Origin of the sequence: Mucilaginibacter sp. (assembly GCF_041088075.1) — a bacterium.
Classification (GTDB): Bacteria; Bacteroidota; Bacteroidia; order Sphingobacteriales; family Sphingobacteriaceae; genus Mucilaginibacter_A.
The window spans coordinates 89,716-111,847 of sequence record NZ_JBGCVY010000044.1; the positions used below are offsets into that span (position 1 = coordinate 89,716).

The 22,132-nt window shown below is 41.3% G+C and carries 26 protein-coding genes; 11 read left to right on the top strand and 15 right to left on the bottom strand.

All coding sequences use genetic code 11. The features are described from left to right. The first annotated feature begins 44 nt into the window (after positions 1–44). Together V5804_RS10650 and V5804_RS10655 are read left to right on the top strand one after the other, a co-directional pair. Positions 45–413, top strand: a complete 369-nt coding sequence (locus V5804_RS10650) for a BlaI/MecI/CopY family transcriptional regulator (protein ID WP_369591369.1) — start codon at positions 45–47, stop codon at positions 411–413. 146 nt (positions 414–559) lie between these two features. Next, positions 560–2,185, top strand: a complete 1,626-nt coding sequence (locus V5804_RS10655) for a M56 family metallopeptidase (RefSeq protein WP_369591399.1) — start codon at positions 560–562, stop codon at positions 2,183–2,185. A 126-nt stretch (positions 2,186–2,311) separates the two neighbouring features. Here the strand turns inward: V5804_RS10655 and V5804_RS10660 are convergent, their stop codons facing one another. Then, the gene (locus V5804_RS10660) at positions 2,312–3,652 is read right to left on the bottom strand and encodes a rhodanese-like domain-containing protein (protein WP_369591370.1); all 1,341 of its coding nucleotides are present in this window, start codon (positions 3,650–3,652) and stop codon (positions 2,312–2,314) included. 212 nt (positions 3,653–3,864) lie between these two features. On the opposite strand from V5804_RS10660, the gene V5804_RS10665 reads away from it, so the two are divergent. Next, positions 3,865–4,518 (top strand): DUF2927 domain-containing protein, encoded by a 654-nt coding sequence (locus tag V5804_RS10665; RefSeq protein ID WP_369591371.1) that lies wholly within the window; start codon positions 3,865–3,867, stop codon positions 4,516–4,518. A 185-nt stretch (positions 4,519–4,703) separates the two neighbouring features. Here the strand turns inward: V5804_RS10665 and V5804_RS10670 are convergent, their stop codons facing one another. From V5804_RS10670 to V5804_RS10680, 3 genes are read right to left on the bottom strand one after another with little or no spacing between them, the layout of a single operon-like run. Continuing rightward, positions 4,704–5,708 carry an MlaD family protein gene (locus tag V5804_RS10670; protein ID WP_369591372.1) on the bottom strand — a complete coding sequence of 335 codons (1,005 nt, stop codon included), beginning with the start codon at positions 5,706–5,708 and terminating at the stop codon, positions 4,704–4,706. A gap of 3 nt (positions 5,709–5,711) precedes the next feature. After that, complete coding sequence (locus V5804_RS10675; RefSeq protein WP_369591373.1) at positions 5,712–6,485, bottom strand: ABC transporter ATP-binding protein; 774 nt, start codon at positions 6,483–6,485, stop codon at positions 5,712–5,714. 11 nt (positions 6,486–6,496) lie between these two features. Continuing rightward, positions 6,497–7,312: an MlaE family ABC transporter permease gene (locus V5804_RS10680; RefSeq protein ID WP_369591374.1), complete on the bottom strand. Its 816-nt coding sequence runs from the start codon at positions 7,310–7,312 to the stop codon at positions 6,497–6,499. 347 nt (positions 7,313–7,659) lie between these two features. On the opposite strand from V5804_RS10680, the gene V5804_RS10685 reads away from it, so the two are divergent. After that, complete coding sequence (locus V5804_RS10685) at positions 7,660–7,992, top strand: YtxH domain-containing protein (RefSeq protein WP_369591375.1); 333 nt, start codon at positions 7,660–7,662, stop codon at positions 7,990–7,992. A 151-nt stretch (positions 7,993–8,143) separates the two neighbouring features. Here the strand turns inward: V5804_RS10685 and cysM are convergent, their stop codons facing one another. The 4 genes from cysM to V5804_RS10705 all read right to left on the bottom strand — a co-directional run bounded on the left by cysM (position 8,144) and on the right by V5804_RS10705 (position 11,635). After that, the gene (gene cysM, locus V5804_RS10690; protein ID WP_369591376.1) at positions 8,144–9,016 is read right to left on the bottom strand and encodes a cysteine synthase CysM; all 873 of its coding nucleotides are present in this window, start codon (positions 9,014–9,016) and stop codon (positions 8,144–8,146) included. 18 nt (positions 9,017–9,034) lie between these two features. Beyond that, entirely contained in the window at positions 9,035–9,841 is an 807-nt protein-coding gene (gene epsC / locus V5804_RS10695; protein WP_369591377.1) for a serine O-acetyltransferase EpsC, read from the bottom strand. A gap of 124 nt (positions 9,842–9,965) precedes the next feature. Next, positions 9,966–10,691 (bottom strand): DsbA family protein, encoded by a 726-nt coding sequence (locus V5804_RS10700; protein ID WP_369591378.1) that lies wholly within the window; start codon positions 10,689–10,691, stop codon positions 9,966–9,968. 8 nt (positions 10,692–10,699) lie between these two features. After that, a complete protein-coding gene (locus V5804_RS10705; RefSeq protein ID WP_369591379.1) occupies positions 10,700–11,635 on the bottom strand; it encodes a manganese catalase family protein in 936 nt (311 codons plus the stop codon). A 259-nt stretch (positions 11,636–11,894) separates the two neighbouring features. Here V5804_RS10705 and V5804_RS10710 point away from each other — a divergent pair, with 259 nt between their 5' ends. Then, positions 11,895–12,209 carry a hypothetical protein gene (locus V5804_RS10710; protein ID WP_369591380.1) on the top strand — a complete coding sequence of 105 codons (315 nt, stop codon included), beginning with the start codon at positions 11,895–11,897 and terminating at the stop codon, positions 12,207–12,209. On the opposite strand, the gene kdsB is transcribed toward V5804_RS10710, so the two are convergent. The 3 genes from kdsB to trpS form a co-directional block, all read right to left on the bottom strand. Further along, positions 12,206–12,952, bottom strand: coding sequence for a 3-deoxy-manno-octulosonate cytidylyltransferase (kdsB, locus tag V5804_RS10715; RefSeq protein ID WP_369591381.1), 747 nt, complete (start codon positions 12,950–12,952; stop codon positions 12,206–12,208). The genes V5804_RS10710 and kdsB overlap by 4 nt on opposite strands. 164 nt (positions 12,953–13,116) lie before the next feature. Continuing rightward, entirely contained in the window at positions 13,117–13,731 is a 615-nt protein-coding gene (locus tag V5804_RS10720; RefSeq protein WP_369591382.1) for a deoxynucleoside kinase, read from the bottom strand. Between the two features lie 146 nt (positions 13,732–13,877). Then, the gene (gene trpS, locus V5804_RS10725) at positions 13,878–14,873 is read right to left on the bottom strand and encodes a tryptophan--tRNA ligase (RefSeq protein ID WP_369591383.1); all 996 of its coding nucleotides are present in this window, start codon (positions 14,871–14,873) and stop codon (positions 13,878–13,880) included. Positions 14,874–14,948: 75 nt separating this feature from the next. On the opposite strand from trpS, the gene V5804_RS10730 reads away from it, so the two are divergent. Next, complete coding sequence (locus tag V5804_RS10730; protein ID WP_369591384.1) at positions 14,949–15,665, top strand: lysophospholipid acyltransferase family protein; 717 nt, start codon at positions 14,949–14,951, stop codon at positions 15,663–15,665. Then, positions 15,637–15,927, top strand: coding sequence for an Asp-tRNA(Asn)/Glu-tRNA(Gln) amidotransferase subunit GatC (gene gatC / locus V5804_RS10735; RefSeq protein ID WP_369591385.1), 291 nt, complete (start codon positions 15,637–15,639; stop codon positions 15,925–15,927). Before V5804_RS10730 ends, gatC begins: the two co-directional genes overlap by 29 nt. 98 nt (positions 15,928–16,025) lie before the next feature. Here the strand turns inward: gatC and V5804_RS10740 are convergent, their stop codons facing one another. After that, complete coding sequence (locus V5804_RS10740; protein WP_369591386.1) at positions 16,026–17,006, bottom strand: chitinase; 981 nt, start codon at positions 17,004–17,006, stop codon at positions 16,026–16,028. 84 nt (positions 17,007–17,090) lie between these two features. Between V5804_RS10740 and V5804_RS10745 the strand changes: the two genes are divergently transcribed. From V5804_RS10745 to V5804_RS10755, 3 genes are all read left to right on the top strand, one after another. Continuing rightward, positions 17,091–17,639: a cob(I)yrinic acid a,c-diamide adenosyltransferase gene (locus tag V5804_RS10745; protein WP_369591387.1), complete on the top strand. Its 549-nt coding sequence runs from the start codon at positions 17,091–17,093 to the stop codon at positions 17,637–17,639. A gap of 73 nt (positions 17,640–17,712) precedes the next feature. Next, on the top strand, positions 17,713–17,934 hold the full coding sequence (locus V5804_RS10750) for a DUF2795 domain-containing protein (protein WP_002996718.1): 222 nt from the start codon (positions 17,713–17,715) through the stop codon (positions 17,932–17,934). Between the two features lie 147 nt (positions 17,935–18,081). Continuing rightward, entirely contained in the window at positions 18,082–18,243 is a 162-nt protein-coding gene (locus V5804_RS10755; RefSeq protein WP_299284857.1) for a lmo0937 family membrane protein, read from the top strand. Positions 18,244–18,270: 27 nt separating this feature from the next. On the opposite strand, the gene V5804_RS10760 is transcribed toward V5804_RS10755, so the two are convergent. Together V5804_RS10760 and queA are read right to left on the bottom strand one after the other, a co-directional pair. Further along, positions 18,271–18,951: a 2-C-methyl-D-erythritol 4-phosphate cytidylyltransferase gene (locus tag V5804_RS10760; protein WP_369591388.1), complete on the bottom strand. Its 681-nt coding sequence runs from the start codon at positions 18,949–18,951 to the stop codon at positions 18,271–18,273. A gap of 40 nt (positions 18,952–18,991) precedes the next feature. After that, a complete protein-coding gene (gene queA, locus V5804_RS10765) occupies positions 18,992–20,041 on the bottom strand; it encodes a tRNA preQ1(34) S-adenosylmethionine ribosyltransferase-isomerase QueA (protein ID WP_369591389.1) in 1,050 nt (349 codons plus the stop codon). Between the two features lie 524 nt (positions 20,042–20,565). Between queA and V5804_RS10770 the strand changes: the two genes are divergently transcribed. Beyond that, positions 20,566–21,852, top strand: coding sequence for a citrate synthase (locus V5804_RS10770; protein ID WP_369591390.1), 1,287 nt, complete (start codon positions 20,566–20,568; stop codon positions 21,850–21,852). Here the strand turns inward: V5804_RS10770 and V5804_RS10775 are convergent. Next, positions 21,849–22,112 (bottom strand): hypothetical protein, encoded by a 264-nt coding sequence (locus tag V5804_RS10775; protein WP_369591391.1) that lies wholly within the window; start codon positions 22,110–22,112, stop codon positions 21,849–21,851. The genes V5804_RS10770 and V5804_RS10775 overlap by 4 nt on opposite strands. Positions 22,113–22,132 lie beyond the last annotated feature (20 nt).

Consider the following 22,132-nt stretch of genomic DNA (forward strand, 5'->3'; position numbering starts at 1 on the left):
TAAAAATAAGTTGCATAATTGAAAAATAAGTTATAGCTTTGGTTATGGAAGAATTGACCAAAACCGAAGAACGCGTAATGCAGATTTTATGGCAGTTGAAAAAGTGTTTCGTAAAAGACATTATTGATGCCCTGCCTGATGACCCGAAACCACCTTACAATACCATTTCTTCGGTAGTGCGTTTGCTCGAAAAAAAAGGTTATGCAAGTTTTAAAGCTTACGGCAAAACCTACGAATACTTCCCGCTCATTTCTAAAACCGAGTACCGGAAAAGTTCTTTTAAAAAGCTTTTCTCCGGTTACTTTGACAATTCTGCAGAAAGCCTTTTTTCATTTATTGTAAAAGAAGGACAATTAAGCGAGGAGGATTTAAACAAGGTTAAAGCAATTATTAATCAAAACAAAGGGCTATGAACTTTCTAATTTATCTGTTGCAAGTATCGGCTTGTACCGCCGTTTTTTATTTGTTCTATTATCTGTTTTTAAGCAAACTTACTTTTTTTGTATTAAACCGATGGTATTTGTTGGGCAGCATCTTTATAAGTTTTGTTGTTCCGTTGGTGCGCATTTCTGTCGCTCCGCAACTTCGGCAAATGCCGGTAATGCAGCAGATCGTTTATGTAAATACCTTACAAACTACACCTCAAAATTTGCCAAACATTCAGATTCCTGTTGCAACGGAAAATCCAATTGATTGGTTATCGTTATTCAAGATCAGCTATCTTTTAATTGTATCAGTGCTGGCTTTTCATCTGCTTGTTACTTTGATCATTTTGTTTAAAAAGCTTTCTACCAAAAAAATTACCAAAATTGGAACTGTAAATATTTTATACAATCAGCCTAAACTGCCTAACGGTTCCTTTTTTAATTATATTTTTTTAAACGATCAGGAATTGTCTGCTGATGAACGGCAACAGATCATTGCACACGAAATGCTGCATGTTAAATTGTATCATTCTATTGACCGGCTAATTGTAAAAATTGCACAAATTATCTTATGGTTTAACCCGTTTATTTACTTCTTTTCAAAATCAATTGAAGAAAACCATGAGTTTGAAGTGGACCGTGCGATGGCTAATTCAACGGATAAAAGCATGTACGCCGATTTGCTTTTGCATTTGTCAGTAGCCGGGCAAGGTATGCTCTATCACAACTTCAGTAAAATACCACTTAAAAAGCGCATTACAATGTTGTTTAATAAACCTTCAGCAAAAATGAGAAAAGCAATTTATGTACTTATCGTACCGGTGGTATTGGTAAGCTGTCTGGCTTTTACCAAATTAAAAAATGATTTGAAACCTGTAGAAAAGGAAAACAAAGCAAAATTAGTTTCCAAGTCAAAGCCTGATGATCGTTTGCGTTTGAATAAGCAAGATAAAAGTGAGCGTCCAAACAAAAGTAATTCTTCAAGTTCAACTATTAAATTAGATACTGTAAAATATCGTCAAAAAGTTAAACGTACGCCTGAAGAAATAAAGCAGAATGAAAAATTTAAAGCTTACCAACAAACAGATGAATTTAAACAAAAAAAGAAGTTGGCAGAAGATGTTATGGGGAAAACCATAACTGTTAAAGTTATAGAGATTGTAAACAGAGATGGTGTTAAAGATTTGGATATTTTAAATACAGGTAATCATAAAACTCAAGGTTATACAATTTCTTATAATGGGAAAAAATATTTGATGAGAACCATGTTTGGACAGGAAAAAGAATTAAACAATTTGCTTAAACTTGGCGACGAAATTACAATGAAAGTTTTCGGAAGTGCTTTTGGAAAAAACTCTCCAGTTATAATTCAACCTGCTTTTATCTACAAAAATAACGTAAAAATATTCCAATTAGCCGAAGCAGACAAGATACCATCATATCCATTTTCGTATGAAAGAAACAAAGTGCGTTTTGCAGACGGACAAATAACACATATCCAAAAGTATCCAAACGGAAAATGGAAAAGTGCAAGATTGGAAATTGTAAATGGCTATCAGTTTACTTTAAACTTTAAACCAACCGCACCCAGTTTTGATCAAATTGAAGATAGCGACCACGTGCGTTTGCGTTTTGTACACGAAGTTAAAACCGGCGCTAAAAGCTATCACATAAACGATTGGGTTGCACTTAGTACAGACAATAAAGGTTACGGTATTAAAAACCCTGATTTCTTCTATAAGTTCTATACGCCCATTTAAAATTGATGATGCTTCTTTTATCACCTAAAAATTAGTGAGACTTTGATTTTTGGCCGATAAAAGAAGCATCATTATAAAACAAACAAGAAGGATTTAATAATTAAATTGCAATCAATCAAAATATTATCAAAACTCATTAACCGCATTTCCCAAATCATAAACCGTTACATTTTGCGCAAGCTGGTTTTCCAAAATGCTGCTTCCGGCTGCGCTGCGGTAGCCACCGGCGCAATGCACTACAATTGGTTTTTCCGTTGGGATTTCATTTGCCCTTTCCCGAAGTTCGGGCAAAGGGATTTTTAAAGAATTTTGAAAGATGGGATGTTCTGCAACTTCGTTTGGGTTGCGGATGTCAACAATCTGGTAATTTGAAGTTTCTTTTTTGAAGTTTTCTATATCCAGCAATGCTGTTTTTATCGCCCCAAAATTGGACACAAAAGCTGCTTTGATCAAAGTTTCATAGCCGATTTTTGCCGTCCGTTTGATCATTTTCTGTAAAACCGTTTCATTTTCGGCCGTCAGGTAAAATTTTTCTTCGGGAGAAATGATGCTGCCCAGCCAGGTTTCAAACTTACCATTTTCCATTAAATTGATAGAATATGGCAAATGTCCCGATTTAAATTGTGAGGCCGGCCGTGTATCAATGATAACTGTATTTTCTTCCAAGTTGATCAAATCTTCAGGTTTTAATAATTGAACTTTTTGGATGGACGAAGCCAAACCTGGCGCGCCTTTTTTGTTCAGTCCTACATCAAAAGAAAAATACTTGGGCACAAACGGCTGGTCTTCGATTAAAGCTTTTACAAATTGTTCTTCCGTCATTTTTTGTAGTGACCAATTGCTCTGCTTTTCTGCATAAATGGTGCTGCTGTTGGCATCGCTCAAAGCTTTTCCGCACAAAGTTCCGGCACCGTGTGCAGGATAAACCAGCACGTCATCAGCCAAAACCATTAATTTTTCTCGGAGGGAACGGTACATTTGTGCAGCCAGTTCTTCGCGTTTGGCGGTGATGTTTCCTGCGTTTTCCCGCAAATCCGGACGGCCGCAATCGCCGATAAACAAAGTATCACCGGTAAAAACAGCATGGTCTTTTCCTTCGTGTTCTAAAATTACGCTGATGCTATCGGGTGAATGGCCGGGCGTGTTGATTGCTTTTAATTTGATTTTTCCGAATGCAATTACGTCGCCGTCATCAAAAGTTTGGTGCGGATAAGCGGCATCTACCAACTTGGAACAATAAATCGTGGCACCCAAATTTTGGTGCAATTCTAAATGGCTGCTCACGAAATCGGCGTGTGGATGTGTTTCGATTACGCCGATAATTTTTGCTTCGTTGGCTTTTGCAAAATCAAGATAAGGCGCAATATCCCTGGCCGGGTCAATCAAGACAACTTGTTTTTCACAGTCGCTCAAAATCGCGTAAGCATAATGCGACAGGCTTTTATCTTCAAATTGTTCAATTTTCATAATTTGTTTTATTTCAGGTCCGATTGCTTTCATCTAATTTTCAGATGCTTCTTTTACCGTATAAAATTTGGTTGGAATAAAAACAGTATTTGCAGTAAAAGTAGGTTAAAGCCAACGTTTAAAAGTTATGCTGATGTCATTACAAAAAATCATTCCTTTGTTTAAATGTTGGTGCTTAAAATCCTGACAACTTTTGCATAATTTTATTTCGCATGAAAACAAAACTTTTATTATTTCTTTGCCTGCTGGCAACAATCCCTGGTTTTGCCCAAATGGGCACTATTGATAAGCAAAACTTTAAAACGGTTGCGCTTTCTAAAGACCAGGCCGGCAATCTGATTATCAAAAAATGGGTGGTGCCGATCCGTTATAAAGTTTACACCGGAAAAGTAGCTTATTCTTCTACCGAAATTGATTCCATTTTCAGCCAGGTAAAAGCATTGACCAGTTTGGATATCGCTCCTGCAAAATCCGAAGATGAAGTTAATTTTTCTGTTTTTCTCGGTGGTAAAAACGATTTTGGCGCCCAGATACCTTCGGCTATTGCGCAGTCTTTCAGCCAGCTTGGCGGCACGTATTACAAGTTTAACGGAAAAGGGGAAATTTACCAGGCCATTGATTTGATTACCGTTCCCAATTTTTCAGACCAGCTTGCCGCACGCAGTGCCATCCGGAAAAGTATAATCAAGCTTTTTGGTTTTTTTACACCGCTGGAAAATTACCCGACCAGTGTTTTTTATTCACAAAACAACAATGTGGTGAAGTTTGATAGTTATGATATTTTCCTGATCCGTTTGCTTTACGGCCCGCGTTTTACGCCGGGCATGACGGCAGAACAACTGGACGAAGTGTTGGGAAAGATGTAGAATTTATGCCGATAAAAGAAGCATCACGATTTTTCAAAATCCAACAAAAAAAACGTCCCGCAATTTGCAGGACGTTTTTTTGTTCACCAATTTTTACCCGATAAAAGAAGCATTTAAGTTGAAAGAAGATTTTTCCCTTCAGTGGAAATGACAGCGCGGCAAATTTTTACCCGGTAAAAGAAGCATCACTCGTTTGTAGTTGCTTTTGGTGTTGTGGCCGCCGCCGCTTCGGCTTTTTCTTTTTTCTTAAAAAATCCGCGGAGCAAAAAATTATGCTGCACGGCTTCCAAATCGTCGTTCAGTTTTTGAGAGCTTTGCTCCAAATTGCCCATTGTGGTTTTAACCTGGTTGGCCGTTTTGGCATCGTTCAGCAACAAACCCATTGCGTTGTCGGTACTGTTTAATTTGTTGCTGGCTTTGGTCAGGTTTTCGGTGATTGCCGAAGCGTTTCCGGCCGTTTTTTGCAGTTGATTGGCTGTTGCCTGCAGTTTGTTAAACACGGTTGTATCGGTCATTACTTTATCTGCCAAACCACCTTTCGTGTTCAATTTTGCTGTAAACACGCCTAACTGTCCGGCCAATTTTGCCGAAGTACGCGTTGTTTTTTGCAAATTGTTAACGATGGCGCGAAAACTCATCGCCAAACTCGAATCGGCCAATAAGGCACCTGCAGTCCCTTTTCCTTTTACAATATCTGTACTTAATTTTTTAAAGTTTGTGGTAATCCCGATCAAATTTTCATTGTTTTGCTGAAAAGTTTTCATGATGTCATCGGTAGAAAGCTCTTTTTGCACCTGTAAAATATCGCCGTCTTCAATTTCCGGCATTTTCGGGTTTCCGCCAAAAAGCACAATGATTTTGTTTCCGATCAAACCATCAGAACTTAATTTTGCACTTGCATCTTTCCGAATGTATTGCTGCGCCGATTGCTCAATGCTCATATTTACCTCAACCTGAGAGCGGCCATAAAATTTGATGGTTTTTACCGTGCCGATCTTCACGCCCGAAAACCAAACATTGTTGCCTGGTTTTAAACCGCCGATATCGTTAAAAACGGCATTGATACGCAGCGATTTCACAAAGGATTTTTGCTGGCCGCCCAACGTAAATATGCCTACGATAAAAATAACCAGGCCAAAAAATATAAATAAGCCTACCAATATGTTTCGTTTAGTTTCTGCTGTTTGCATAATTTATTGGATAAAATTGTAATTGTAAAATGTTTTCACGCGTTCGTCATTGGTGTTAAAAACTTCTTCGAAAGTGCCGGTACGCTCAAATTTGCCATCAAGCAGCATGGCTACGCGGTCGCCGGTTTCTTTGGCGCAGGTTAAATCGTGTGTAATGATGATGGAAGAAGTGTGGTAGTTTTTTTGCACTTCGTTTATCAGGTGGTTTATTTCGATGCAGGTAATTGGGTCGAGGCCGGCCGTAGGTTCGTCATACAACATAATTTCGGGTTTCAAAATCAACGTACGCGCAATACCGATCCGTTTGCGCTGCCCGCCCGAAAGTTCGGAAGGCATTTGGTTGATGGTTTGCAGCAGGCCAACCGCGTCCAGTACGCTTTCTACCTCTTTGTTTACTTCGGCTTTGGTTAAGTTCCGCTGGTTGCGCACCAAGGGAAATTCCAGATTTCCGCGCACCGTCATGCTATCGTACAAAGCACTGTTTTGAAAAGAAAAACCGATGCGCAAACGAAGTTGCTCCAGTTCTTTTGAGTTCAGGCTGTTTACATCTTCGCCCAATACAATTACTTTTCCTGCATCCGGTTTTAGCAAGCCCGAAATAATTTTGATCAACACGGATTTCCCGGTGCCGGAACGGCCTAAAACCACCACGTTTTCGCCCTGGTAAACTTCCAGGTCTATCCCGCGCAGCACCTCATAATCACCAAAAGATTTCTCCAACCCTTTAATGTCAATTACCGCTTTGCTTCTGTCAATCTCTACTTTTTGCTTTTCCATTTCTTTTCGACTTAAACCCGGAAAAAGCCGGAAATTTGTACAATTACAATTTCTTCCACAAAAACCAAAAACATGCCCATAACCACAGCCGAGTTTGCGGCTTTGCCAACGCCTTCTGTGCCTTTCGACGAGTTATAGCCCTGATAGCAGCCCACCATCCCGATGGTAAAACCAAAAACGATGGATTTGATCAGCGAGGTATTAAAATCCAAAAAAGAAATAGGTTCAAAAGCATCTTGGAAAAAAGCGCTGAAACTCGTCCCTTCGTTTTGACTAACGTTTAAATAAGCGCCCAACATTGAAACGAAAGCTGTGTACATCACCAAAATTGGAATGCTAACGGTTGTGGCCAAAACCCGCATACAAACCAAAAATTTAAAGGGTTTGGTGGCCGATACTTCCATCGCATCAATCTGTTCGGTTACTTTCATGGAAGCCAGTTCGGCACCAATACTCGAACCTATTTTTCCGGCACCAATTAAAGCGGTAACCAAAGGCGCCAAAGCGCGGAAAATAGCAATAGAAACCAGCGAAGGCAGCCAGGAAGTTGCGCCAAACTCAGACAAAGAAGGCCTCGATTGCTTGGTAAAAACGATGCCGGTGATAAAACCAGTCAGCGTAATCAAGGGAAACGAACGGTAGCCAACTTCGTAACATTGGCGTATAAACTCTTTAAACTCGTAAGGCGGCAAAAAAGCTTCTTTAAAAAAACGAAGTATAAAACGGTAAACGTTGTATATATCTTCAAAAAACACAGAAACACGTTGCCACAAGTTTGGCTTTACGGTTTCGGGTTCTTCTAATGTAGTGCTGTTGTCAAGCTTCATTCAAATGGTTCAAAAATTTTGGCTGCCCTTTTCGATTGTACATTTAGCATAAACTGCTTGTTATTAGCTAAAAGCTTAAACCTTAATTTGTTTTAAACAATAATGTTTGACCAAAGATAGAAAGAATTAAAGAAGTTAATCGTTTGATTAACTAATTAGACGTTTGCGTGATAAAGCAACTTAACCTTGCCCGGCCCGATGCTTCTTTTACCGGCAAAAATTTGGTGCGAGGTTTTGAAACATAAATAAAAGCGCGGTGTTGCACCTGTGTTTGAACTTTTGGTGTGAAAATTGTTCATCACCTCAACATAACAACAAAAAAATTACTTAACCTTAAAATTTAACCCATGAAAAGTGAATCAAAATTAATTGCCGGAATCCTGATTGGCGTAGCAGCCGGTGTTTTGGCCGGAATTTTATTAGCGCCGCAAAGCGGAGAAGACACACAGGAAGCCGTTGCCGATGCAGCTTCTGATTTCAGCGACAAATTCAAAGATAAATTTACAGATTTGGTAGATGAAGCCGAAGGTTTAAAAGAATCTTTGACTGATAAATTGTCTTCTAAACTGGATCAACTGATTAGTTTGGTTTCTGCCAAAACCGGCGATGCCAAAGATTGGGCAGAAGATAAAGCAAGTGAAGCAAAAGATAAAGCTTCTGATTTAAAAAGCAAGTTATAAGATTAGTTGCGGGTTTTCAGTTGCCGGTTGTAAGTTCTGGTTTTTATTGCAAGCGTCATGCTTCTTTTATCGGCATAAAATTTATATGATAAAAGAAGCATGTTGTTTATGTATCGAACATAGAACCGGCAACTGAAAACCGGCAACCAAATCACCCAAACAAATCACTGCTTAAATAGCGGTCGCCACGGTCGCAGGCGATAAAAACGATCAAACCGCTTTTTAGTTCCTGCGCTATTTTTAGCGCAACGGTTAATGCACCGCCGCTGCTCATGCCGGCAAAAATCCCTTCTGTTTTGGCCATTTTCCGTGTCATTGCGGTGGCATCAGCTTGGGAAACATCAACAATCCGGTCAACACGTTTGGCATCAAAAATTTCGGGCAGGTAAGTCGCAGGCCAACGACGAATGCCGGGAATAGAAGATTCTTCTGTTGGCTGGCAACCGATAATTTGTATGTCAGGGTTTTGCTCTTTCAAAAACATTGAATTTCCCATGATGCTGCCGGTGGTGCCCATCGCGCTTACAAAGTGCGTGATTTTGCCGTTGGTATCGCGCCAGATTTCAGGTCCGGTGGTTTTATAATGCGCCAGATAATTATCCGGGTTAGAGAACTGGTTCATCAAAAAATAATCGCCTTGCGCTGCTTTTTCTACGGCATAATCGCGACATTTTTCAATCCCTTCCAGCAACGTAACTTTCGCGCCAAAAGCTTCCATCGTTAAAACGCGCTCTTTGGTAGAGTTGGAGGGAAGCACGATCTCGATTTCCAGATCAAACAAACGGGCAATCATGGCCAAAGCAATGCCGGTATTTCCGCTTGTTGCCTCAATTAATTTGGTTCCCGCTTTTATTTCGCCGCGCTCTAAAGCGCTTTTAATCATGTTTAAAGCAGCGCGGTCTTTCACGCTTCCGCCAGGGTTATTCCCTTCCAATTTTGCAAAAACCTGAACATTTGGGTTTGGGTTGAGCCTGGTAATTTCAACCAAAGGCGTATTTCCGATCAAATCAATAATTCCGGCCATAATGCTTCTTTTATCGTATTAAATTGTGGTTTGTGCCACCGTAATGCTGGGTTTATGGTAAACCACCGAGCCTGGCGGAACACTTTTGGTGAGCCAAACGTTGCCGCCAATAATGCTGTTTTTGCCAATAACGGTATCGCCGCCCAAAATGGTGGCGCCCGAATAAATCACCACGCCGTCTTCTATCGTTGGATGCCGTTTTACATCGGCCATACTTTTATCCACACTTAAAGCGCCCAACGTTACGCCTTGGTATAGTTTAATGTTATTGCCCAGGATGCAAGTTTCGCCAATGACAATTCCGGTTCCGTGGTCAATGTGCAAGTATTCGCCGATAATTGCACCGGGATGGATGTCAATTCCTGTTCTTGCATGAACATATTCAGTCAAAATCCTCGGTAGCAGCGGCACATTCAGTTGCAACAAAGCGTGGGCAATGCGGTAAAAAGAAACGGCCGTAAAACCAGGATAACTTCGGATGACTTCAAAACGGCTTCTGGCTGCCGGGTCGTTGTTAAAAATGGCTTCGATATCGGTATTTAAAACACGGTAAAGTTCGGGAACGGTATCAAAAAAAGCAGCCGCAATTTGCCGGTTATCGCAATCCTGGCAGGCGCCGGTTGCTTCCATCATTTTAAAAAGCTGCTTTTGGGATGCGGCAACTGCTTCTTTTAAGGCATCAATATCGGTAAAAGTACGTTCGGATTTTTCGGGGAACAGCAAGCCGATCAGTTGCAAGGCCCATTCGGCAATTTCCTGGTTGGAAGGAACAATATCCGTCCCTTGCCTTTGCTCAAATAAATGCTGGTAAAATTGCTGCTCCATAAACATACTTTAGCTGATCAGGCTATAAGATTTAAATATGCAATTGTAGGAAATTGTATTTGATCTGATTGTAATTTAAAAAATTTGAGCGGGCAGCAACAGATCAAACCTCAGCAGAAAATAGTTAGTTTAAAGCAGAAGTATTGCCAGCCAGTTCCGGAGCGACAACACTAATGGCCTGAAGCAAAACTTCGTAAGGGCGATAACCTGTTAAAATAACGCCGGTTTGTCCTGGTTTATGAATGGTTAAAGTAGGAAAACGGCCAATACGGTTATAACGGACGTTTTGCAGGTCATTTCTAAATAATTGCAGGCTTTTTTCGCCGCTGATATCTTCTAAAAACTGATTGTAATTTAAAAGATCGGGATTTATCTCAGAAAAATTTCGGGCAATTGCTGCCAATACTTCGGGCTTTGCAATGTTTTGTTTGTTTGTCATTACGGCTTCCCGCAGCTTGTACAAATATTTTTCGCCTGCTGCTTTGGATTGCATTTCGGCACTTTTTACGGCAATACAGGCAGGATAAGAGGAAGTTGGCGGATCTTCTGCCCAAATGGCAGGATCAATTATCGTTTGTGTAACCTGGCCTGCCTCCATCCACAACGGCCCTAATTGGCCTGGCCGGTTGATGGAATTCATCGGATCCTGATAATTTTGCCAATTTGGTATCAGTCCTCCCATAAAATAGGAGTAAGTGATATAATCTTTAAATTCATGCAGTAACTTTTGCCAATGCGGTTCTAATGCCCAGCTCCAGCAACAAAGCGGATCGGTGTAGTATTCTATAACTATCCGATCTGCTTCTTTTACCGGCAAAAAATTATTTTTTTGTTCTGCTTGATTTAACATGAACAAAACTACTTAGAATAAGTGCTCCATTGGTTTTCACCTTTTGGCAATGCGCTAGTAACTTCTTCACTTCGCTCTTCACTTAAAGCTTTGTTCATTTTTTCTACCGTTTTTTCTGTACGGTCTGTACCGGTTGGCTTCAATCCTTGCAGTCCGCTTGTTTCACGAACATATTGGATCGGATCAGCAATATATTGCCAGGTTTCGCCCAATTGAGAGCTTTCACCGCTGTTCCATGGGCCCCTTACTTCTGCACCGTTAGACATATTGTAGTACGTATTACTGTGCCTTGGGTCGCTTTGTAGTATTCCCGGAGGAAAGTTAGGCTGAATGGTGCTTAAAGCAGCTTCAAATTGCTGATAATGTGCTACTTCGCGTGTCATTAAAAACCGCAGCGTTTCTTTAACATAAGGGTCTTCTGTAAATTTTATCAAATACTCGTACACAATTTTTGCACGGGATTCTGATGCGATATTAGAACGAAGATCTACCGTTAAATCACCATTGGCCGTTACATAAGCAGCAGTCCAGGGCGTTCCGTTACTGTCCGTTAAAGTTGGGCCGCCTCCGCTTAAAACTGCAAATTGCGGGTTGAACATGGCTTGGTGCATAAAACTTTCTTTTGCTGCTTTGCCATCCAGCAACTGCATAATTTCTGATTCTTCGGCAGCATCTTTTAATTCGCCGTTTATACCGCCTAACAGCATTTGGATGGTTGCGCCTACAATTTCCAGGTGGCTAAATTCTTCTGTAGCAATGTCCATCAGCAAATCGTATTTATCCGGATAAGGTTGCTTGCAGGTAAAAGCTTGTGTAAAATATTGCATGGCCGCTTTTAATTCGCCATTACTGCCGCCAAATTGTTCTAACAGCAGGCGTGCAAACACTGGGTCTGGTTTTGATACCCTGGCATTAAATTGAAGTTCTTTTACGTGATAAAACATATGATTTTAGTTTTAGTAAAAATGAAAGGAATTGAATAATAAACACAGTAATCAGATAAGCGTTTTATTAAATCAGAATAAATAATTTTTACTGAAAATCAAGTTTGGTTTACGCCATTTTTACAGATGCTTCTTTTACCGCCCTAAAATTACAGGCATAAAAGAAGCATCTGAAATTTGGGCAGGATTGACCGGATGGATTTTGCCGGTTATAAATTCACAATTAAAATTTTATATTTGGTCGTCAACCTAAATGATTATGAAAGACCAACTGTTAGAAGAATTATCCCTGCTGCACGAAAAAGTGGCTGCCTTAAAAGTGTATGATGCTGAAAACGCAGGGCTGCTGCGCCATTACGGACAAGAATTTGAAGCGTTGTTAACCAAATTGCTGACTTTTAATTCCGAAAAGTTTGCAGCTATTTCCGCTTCTTACCTTGATACTTCGGCACAAAACGGCAACAAGGTTTTGGATGTGCACGATGATACCGACAACAGCGGCGGGTTTTACAACAGTGTAGAAAACCTCAACAACAGTATCAACGATTCTATCGAAACTGTAAACGGGCTTTAATCAATCTTCGGATGCTTTTTAAGGATATTTTCCAAGTCTTGAGGTGTATCAACCGCCAAAGTTTCGATGTTGGTTTCGGCAACTTTAATGCGGTAACCGTTCTCGATCCAACGCAATTGTTCTAAACTTTCTGCTTTTTCCAAAGTAGAAACAGGCAGTTTTGTAATTTGATGCAAAACGGCCGAACGGTAACCATAAATGCCAATGTGTTTGTAAAAAGTTTGGTGCTGCAACCAGTTTTGTATTTCCCGGCCTCGGATGTGAGGAATGACGGAACGGGAAAAGTAAATCGCTTCGGAAAAATTGTTCAATACAACTTTTGGCGTGTTGGTATTTTGCAATTCTTCCTCGGTTTCAATTTTTTTTACCAGCGTGGCCAATGCTGTTTTTACATCGGTAAAAAGAGCGGCCACTTTGGCAATTTGTTCGGGGTTGATAAAAGGTTCATCGCCCTGGATATTAATTACGACATCAAATTCCGGTAACGCGGCGGCAACTTCAGCGCAACGGTCAGTCCCGCTTTGGTGCATTTTAGAGGTCATCATTACTTTTCCGCCAAAAGCTTCCACGTGACTGAATATCCGCGCGTCGTCTGTCGCCACTACAACTTCGCTTAAAGAGGCACATTTTTTGGCCTGCTCGTAAACGCGCTGTACCATGCTTTTGCCATGAATATCAACCAAAGCCTTGGCCGGAAAACGGGTTGAAGCGTAGCGGGCAGGAATAATGCCGAGGATTTTCATTTCTTTCAGTTGTTTGTCCTTTATTTTTATGCCATAAAAGAAGCATCCGGAATTAAGTTTAAACCACTTCGTATTGTTAAAAATATGCCGATAAAAGAAGCATCCAAAACTTGCTGTAATCGCTTTAAACCCGCAATCGGCAAGATGCAACCTACAACTTCCTCCTAAAACAACCCGTTAATTTCCACTTCAATCTTCTCGATTACCGCTGCCAAATCTTCGGTTTTGTTGGCAAAATCCAGTTTATCTTTATCCAAGATCAATAGTTTGCCGCTTTTGTAATTTTTGATCCATTCCGAATATTTATCGTTCAGTTTCGACAAATAATCTAAACGGATGCCGCTTTCATATTCGCGGCCGCGGCGTTGAATGTTGTTCACTAAAGTCGGAACGGAAGCTTTCAAATAAATCAGCAAATCCGGCGGTTTGATAAACGAAGTGATGTTATCGAAAATTTTGCGGTAATTTTCGTAATCGCGTTCGGTCATCAAATCCATGTCGCGCAGGTTGGCCGCAAAAATAAAAGCATCTTCATAAATCGTCCGGTCCTGAATGATGTTCGCCTTACTTTTCTGGATTTCCATAATCTGCTGGAAACGGCTGTTCAAAAAGAAAATTTGCAGGTTAAAACTCCAGCGTTTCATGTCGCTGTAAAAATCTTCCAGGTACGGATTGTTTTCTACCGATTCGTACTGCGGCTGCCAGCCATAATTTTTGGCCAGCAACTCGGTCAGCGTGGTTTTTCCGGCACCAATATTTCCAACAACGGCGATGTGCATTTGGTTAATGGTTTTTAGTTAATGGTTCATGGAAAGAAACTGCGATTGGATTTGGTTAATAGTTTTTTAGTTAATGGTTCATGGAAAGAAACTGCGATCGGATTTGGTTAGGGCTATGAACAATAAACTATTATCTATCAACTTCCTTAAATCCGCTTAAAACCAATAATCTCCCGTACTTCTTTCAGCGTTTTTTGGGCGCTTTCGCGGGCTTTTACGGCACCAAAACGGTTTACCTGGCGTAAATACGCTTCGTTTTTGGCGATGTCTTCAATCCGTTCGCGGATTGGCGTGGTTGCCACGATCATATCTTCGGCCAATTGCTTTTTAAAATCGCCGTAGCGGATTTGGCATTTGTTGTACAATTCTTCAAAATGTGTTAAGGTATCTTCCGAAGAAACCACTTGCATCAAATCAAACAGGTTTTGTATTTCGGTTGGTTTAAGCTGGTTTTCTTCCGTCGGCCCGCTATCCGTAACGGCGCGCATCACTTTTTTGCGGATCGTTTCCGGCGAATCTGAAAGAAAAACTGCATTTCCTTCGCCTTCCGATTTGCCCATTTTCCCTTTTCCATCCAAGCCCGGAATTTTTACCAAATTTTCGCTGAAGTTGAAAGCATAAGGCTCGGGAAAATAATCATGTTTGTACAAACGGTTGAAGCGGTTGCCAAACGTTCGCGCCATTTCCAGGTGTTGTTCCTGGTCTTTTCCCACGGGAACTTTGGTGGCGCGGTGCATCAAAATATCGGCAGCCATCAAAACCGGATAAGTCAATAAACCGGCATTCACATTTTCAGGGTTCGCCCTGATTTTATCCTTAAAAGAAGTACTGCGTTCCAGCTCTCCCACGTAAGCATTCATGTTCAGGTACAAATACAGTTCGGTAACTTCCGGCACTTCCGATTGAATGTAGATTGTTGCTTTTTCCGGGTCAATTCCTGCGGCCAGATATTCCACCAAAACTTGTTTAACATTGCTGTGAAGATCAACAGGCGTTGGATGTGTGGTCAGCGAATGCAGATCGGCAATAAAAAAAAAGCAGTTGTATTCGTGCTGCATTTTCACGAAGTTTTGGATGGCGCCGTAATAATTTCCCAAATGCAGTTTCCCGGTAGAGCGGATGCCGCTGACAACAGTTTCCATAGCTGGCGAAAGTAAGGAATTTTTATATTTTTGATGCTGATGAAATTGTTCCGAAAGCTGCACGCATACCTTTATATGTTTTCCGTGCTTCTTTTATACACCTTTTTTTATCCTCTTTTTTATTATTTCTCCCGAAAACCAAACCGTTACCAAACGCTGAACAAGTTGCGTACCAAGTGGGCAAAATGGAGTTCGGCATTGTGCGGTATTTTCTACAAGTTTGAGTTTGAAACGGAAATTGACTGGCAAAAAACGTATGTGATTTGCCCCAACCACACTTCTAATTTGGATGTTTCCTGGGCAACCATCCTCGCCAAAAATAATTTTAGTTTTATGGGGAAGGAGGAACTGCTCAAAAACCCAACCACTCAACTGTTTTTTAAAACGATTGATATTCCAGTGAAACGCGACAGCAATATTTCGGCTTTCCGGGCTTTTAAACGTGCTTCCGAATATTTGAAGACCGGTATCACGATGATCATTTTCCCCGAAGGAAAAATTGCCGACGTTTATCCGCCGGTTTTGCAGGAGTTTAAAAACGGCCCGTTCCGTTTGGCCATCGAACAACAAGTTCCTATTATTCCGGTTACTTCTTTTAACACCTGGAAATTGTTGTGGGACGATGGTTTGAAATACGGCAGCCAACCGGGAACTTGCAAAATTTTTGTACATAAACCGATAGAAACCGTAGGTTTGAAACTAGCCGATGCCGATGCTTTGCGCGAAGAAGTTTCTCAAATCATCCATCAAAAATTAAAGGAATATGAAGATAGACACCAACACGGTAGATAAAATAGCCAAGCTGGCACGGCTGGAAATTGCGCCCGGAGAAAAGGAAAACGTGATCAAAGACCTCAGCAAAATCCTGTCTTTTATGGAGAAGCTGAACGAGCTGGACACCAGTGGTGTTGAGCCTTTGGTTTACCTCAGCCCTGGCGTAAACATCACCAGAAATGATGTGGTAAAAGAAGTAATCACGCACGAAGAAGCGCTGCAAAACGCACCCGACCATGATGCGGATTATTTTAAGCTACCGAAGGTGATTGAGCGATAGCTTTTAGCTGTCAGCAATCAGCTGTCAGCTTCTGACAATCGGTGCTTAACTACCAATTTAGAAAACATGCTATTCGCTGAGTGCTGACAGCTCACACCCTACTCATACGCCTGCATCTTCTCGCAAGTGCAAACGCAATTGGCATCAGTAACATTTAATTTTTTTAGAAAAGCCTGGTAAAAACCGGCTCGGTCTGCCGGGCCAAACTGGTTTGCGCGGCCACATTCTACTTCACCATTGATGATGTTGGTGGTCATGCCAAAACCTGCCGTCCTGCCTTTTGCCGCGTCGGCAGCAGTTGGTTTCCAGTTTCCGGCCATCACGTCGTGGGCAGACGGTTTTTGCTCCTGCGGCATCATCCAAAAGTAAATAGCTGTTTTAAAAGCTGTTACGGCATCGGTGGTAATTAAATCCGGGTTTTGCAGCAGTTTGTTCTTATCGCCAAAAATACAATCGCTTGCAAAACCATAATTGCCGTTGTAACTGATCTGCATCGGTCCGCGGCCATAGTATTTTTTCCCGGCAACGGCCGGATAAACATCGTTTTGGTCTACATAAGGCAAACTGGTGTTCACTTCGTGCAAAAACATCAGCCCGTCGTCGTATTGTCCGTTCCGGCCGTGCCGCGTTTCGTGTGCAACTTGTGCTAAAAAAGCGGCCAGTTCGCGCTTGCTGGTTGCCATATTTTTATCGGCACAGAAAGCACCAAAATCAACGGTAAATTGGGTGTACGTTTTAGCTTTTGCCCAGGGTTGGTTCCAGTCCGCATCCTGACGAACCACAACAGATTTTCCGGTTGCCCGGTCTGTCCGCGTAATCCGAAACATATAAGTATCCCGTTTTTCAACTTTAATTACAACCGTTGACAACGCTTTAATTGCACCGGTAAAAGAAGCATAGGTGTAAAAAGGGTCGCGCTGCGGAAACATTTCTTCAAAAGTTTTTTGGCTGAGCATAGTAGTAAAAGGAACTTTTGAGATTACTTTAGTTTGTTCAATTTCGGTTGATGACGGGCATTTAAAACTTGTCATCAACACAAAACTTAAAATTAAGGTGCTAAAAGAAGCATATCTTTTCATGGATTGAGGAGGTAAAACAGTGGCAAAAAGCAAAACATAATTTTTAGATGATAAACAAAGTAAGGTTTATTTAATTGTATCAGCATGAAGATTTATACCAAAACCGGCGATTCTGGTTACACTTCTTTAATCGGCGGGACTCGGGTTCCAAAACATCATTTGCGCATCGAAAGTTATGGCACGGTGGACGAACTGAACAGTTACATCGGTTTGATTTGGGGCCAGGAAATTGATGAGCAAGACCGTTTGCTGCTGAAAGAAATACAGGACCGGCTGTTTACCATTGGCGCTTCGCTGGCTGCCGACCCGGAAAAATCAACCATGAAAATCCCTGATCTTCATTCAAAAGATATTGAATTGCTGGAAACAGAAATGGACAGGATGGAAGCTGTGTTGCCGCAACTGAAGCACTTTATTTTGCCGGGCGGCAACAATGCAATTGCCTTTTGCCATTTGGCACGATGCGTTTGCAGGCGTGCAGAAAGGATTACAATTGCTTTGTCCGAAGAAAGTTTTGTAGAAGAAAAGGTGAAAATTTACCTGAACAGATTGAGCGATTACCTGTTTATGCTGGCACGGAAGATTGGGCACGATCAAAATATTGCAGAAAATAGTTGGGTTCCGCGTATTTAATCCGGCAAAACATTTCCATATTAAAACTAAAATATTATACTTTTGCAAACTTTTAAATAACAGAAATTTATTTATGTATTGGACACTCGAACTGGCATCGCACTTAGAAGATGCACCATGGCCGGCAACTAAAGATGAACTGATTGATTATGCCATACGCTCCGGGGCACCGGTTGAGGTGATTGAAAACTTGCAGGCTTTGGAAGACGACGGCGAGCCATATGAAAATATCGAAGAGATTTGGCCTGATTACCCTACAAAAGACGATTTCTTTTTTAACGAAGACGAGTATTAGCAACTCAATTATTTGCGGTTTATTGCATATGTAAAGCAGCATAACTTCTTTTTTTAAGATTATTGCTTTAAGTTGACTTTTTGGAACGGTTTTCGCTGATAAAAACCAAAATAACCACTTAAACTTTAAAACTTAAACTTAGAAATTATGGGAAATCTACTGTATCTCATTGCTGTAATCCTGATTATCTTATGGGTAGTCGGATTTTTATTTCATGGACTTGGAACTTTTGGTGACGGAGGAATAATACACGTATTGCTTGTGATTGCCATCATCATGATCCTGTTAAAAGTGATCAGAAGGGCATAAGTAAACTCTTGATAACGATAAAAGCCGCTACATGCGGCTTTTTTCGTTTAATAACATTTCTGCAATTCGCAGGTCAGCCGGAAACGTAATTTTAAAATTTTCCGGGTTTCCTTCGATCAAATTGATTTTTTCTCCAGATCGTTCTACCACGCTGGCATCATCGGTAAACTCCTGCGAATATTCCTGTTCGTAAGCTTTTTTTAGCTGTTTCGATTGAAACGTTTGAGGCGTTTGCACTAAAAAAACCTCGCTCCGGTTTAAATTTTGCGTCTCGCCATTGGTTTTTTGCCAACGTACAGAATCTTTGCTTGGCACGGCAACCACGGCATTTCCTGTTTTTAATGCCTGCTGATAAGCGTTTGAAATAATTGCTGTGTTGATCAAGGGCCGGACTGCATCATGAATGGCCACAACAGCATCTTCATCTATTTTTTCTAATGCGTTTTTTACACTATGAAACCTGGTTTCTCCGCCTGCAACTAATTGATGCGGAACTTTGAATTGATGCAGTTCGCACAAATCTTCCCAATACGAAAACTGCTGCCGGTTCAAAACAACCAAAATTTCCGGTTTTTCTATGGAAGCAAAAAAAGCCGCGATCGTGTGCATGATCACCGGCTTTCCGTTCAATAACAAAAATTGTTTCGGGATTTCGCTGTTCATCCTTGTGCCAGAACCTCCTGCAACAATCACCGCAAAAAATTTCATCCGCACCAGAATCCTAAAATTTATGTGCTAAAAGAAGCATTTAAATAATCAGCATGGCATCGCCGTAACTGTAAAAACGATATTTTTCTTTAATGGCAACTTCGTAAGCGTGCATCACATGCTCGTATCCGCCAAAAGCGGCAATCATCATCAGCAAAGTAGATTCAGGCGTGTGGAAATTGGTGATCATACAATTGGCGATACTAAAATCGTATGGCGGGAAGATGAACTTGCTCGTCCAATCGTTTGCCGCCTTTAAAGTATGGCTTGCAGAAACTGCCGATTCAATGGCACGCATCGAAGTTGTCCCAACGGCGCAAATCCGTTTTTTGGCAGCAATGCCGCGATTTACAATATCGGCTTGTTTTTGCTCGATGATAAACTGTTCGGAATCCATTTTGTGCTTGGTCAAATCTTCCACCTCGACCGGACGAAAAGTGCCCAAACCAATATGCAAAGTTACTTCGGCAAATTCTACACCTTTTAGTTCCAGTCGTTTCATCAGTTCGCGGCTGAAATGCAGGCCAGCGGTAGGAGCGGCAACTGCGCCTTCGTTTTTGGCAAAAATAGTTTGGTAACGGTCTTTGTCTTCGGCTGTGGCTTTGCGTTTGATATATTTCGGAAGCGGGGTTTCGCCCAAAATTTCTACGTTTTTTCTGAATTCTTCGTCCGTTCCGTCAAACAAAAAACGGATGGTGCGGCCACGGGAAGTGGTATTGTCAACAACTTCGGCAATCAGCAAATCGTCATCGCCAAAATATAGTTTGTTGCCCACTCGGATTTTACGTGCCGGGTCAACCAAAACATCCCACAAACGAAGCTCTTTGTTCAGTTCGCGCAGCAAAAACACTTCAATGGTGGCACCGGTTTTTTCCTTGTTGCCATACAAGCGGGCCGGAAAAACCTTGGTGTTGTTCAAAATCATTACGTCTTTTTCATCAAAATACTCCAGCACATCTTTAAATATTTTGTGCTCGATTTTGCCCGAATCACGGTGCAGCACCATCAGCCTGGATTCGTCCCGCTTTTCGGAAGGCGAATGGGCAATCAATGATTCTGGCAGGTTGAACTTAAATTGGGATAATTTCATGGTTCGGCGTAATAAATTTAAGGGCGCAAATGTACAAATTTATTACCTTAAACGAACAGCTTAAACGGTTGTTTTTGCGGGAGGATAAAAGGTGGTTTCAGGGCTTGTTTTTAATTTTACCTGCCATGCTTCTTTTATCGCCTAAAAATTGGTAACTGCCAGGTTTCGGTTTATTTAAACAGGTGCAACACCAATTTTTATAGGGTAAAAGAAGCATTGCTATTTTTTGTGTAAATTTTAACAGGTTCTTAAAAAGAAGAATAGCCCGGCTGTTTGCGCCGATGCTTCTTTTATGCCTGTTTTTTTGGTGTGTCCTTTATTTTTTTCAAACCAAAGAAGTTTTATTGATTTTTAAAACAGCCCTGCAAGTACAAATTTTACAGAAAAATATAAGCCGCGCTATCGTTTAACTACCAAACAATTGTACTTTTATCGGCTTATAAAGCAAGCTGGTTAAATCTTGTACTTAAACAGGTTTTCATCCGCACAAACCTGGTTATACGTTTATTATAAATTTTATTTTCATGTCAGAAACAGCACAAATAAAGCTTTCCGAAAACACATACGATTTCCCTGTCATCACCGGGACCGAAAATGAAAAAGCAATTGATATTTCAAAACTTCGTGATTTAAGCGGTTATATTACCTTAGATACCGGTTATAAAAACACCGGCGCCACCAAAAGTGCCATTACGTTTTTGGATGGCGAAAAAGGCATTTTGCGGTACCGCGGTTATTCGATTGAGCAATTGGCCGAAAAATCAAATTTTATAGAAGTTGCTTTTTTGCTGATTTATGGCGAATTGCCAACGGAAAAACAGGTTGCCGATTTCCAGAACGAGATCAGCCACCACACGTTGGTGCACGAAGACATGAAGAAGTTTTTCGATGGTTTTCCAAGCCATTCGCACCCGATGGGGCAGTTGGGTTCGTTGGTTTGCTCGCTTTCGGCTTTCTATCCCGAATCTTTGAAACTTAACCAGACCGAAGAGGAAATCAACCAAACGATCATTAAAATGCTGGCCAAGATGAGCACGATCGTTTCCTGGATCTACAAAAAATCATTCGGCCACCCGGTTATCTATCCCAAAAACAAATACGATTATGTAAGCAATTTTTTGCACATGACTTTTGGCCAGCGTACCGAAGATATCGAAATTGACCCGGTTTTGGTGGATGTGATGAACAAGCTGCTGATTTTGCATGCCGACCACGAGCAAAACTGTTCTACCTCGACTGTCCGTATGGTTGGTTCTTCGGATTGTAATATGTACGCTTCTATTTCTGCCGGCATTTCTGCACTTTGGGGGCCGCTGCATGGCGGTGCCAACCAGGCCGTGATCGAAATGCTGGAGCAGATTAAGGAAGACGGCGGCGATACGCAAAAATGGATTGCCAAAGCCAAAGACAAAAACGACCCTTTCCGTTTGATGGGTTTTGGGCACCGCGTTTATAAAAACTTTGACCCGCGCGCCAAGATCATAAAAAAAGCTTGCGATGATGTACTGGAGAAATTAGGCGTGAACGATCCGGTTTTGGAAATTGCCAAACAATTGGAAGAAGTGGCTTTGAAGGATGATTATTTTGTGCAGCGGAAACTGTACCCGAACGTAGATTTTTATTCGGGCATTATTTACCGCGCTTTAGGTTTCCCAACGGATATGTTTACCGTGCTGTTTGCTTTAGGCCGGTTGCCGGGATGGATTGCGCAGTGGAAAGAAATGAAAGAAAACAAAGAACCGATTGGCCGCCCACGCCAGGTTTATACTGGTTATACCGAACGGGATTATGTTGAAATGCAGGCACGTTAAATTTTTACACTGATTTTTATGCGGTAAAAGAAGCTTCCGGAAAACGGAGGCTTTTTTTGTGCGGTTGTTTTTGCTGTCATCCCGACCGCAGGGAGGGATTTTCTTTGAAGCGATTGAAGCAAAGTTGAAAGAAGATTTCTCCCGTTGGTCGAAATGACAACGCCACCAATTTTGCATGGTAAAAGAAGCATGTGCTTATCTACTGCTTCGAATAAGATTTCTCCCGTTGGTCGAAATGACAACGCCACCAATTTTTGCATGGTAAAAGAAGCATGTGCTT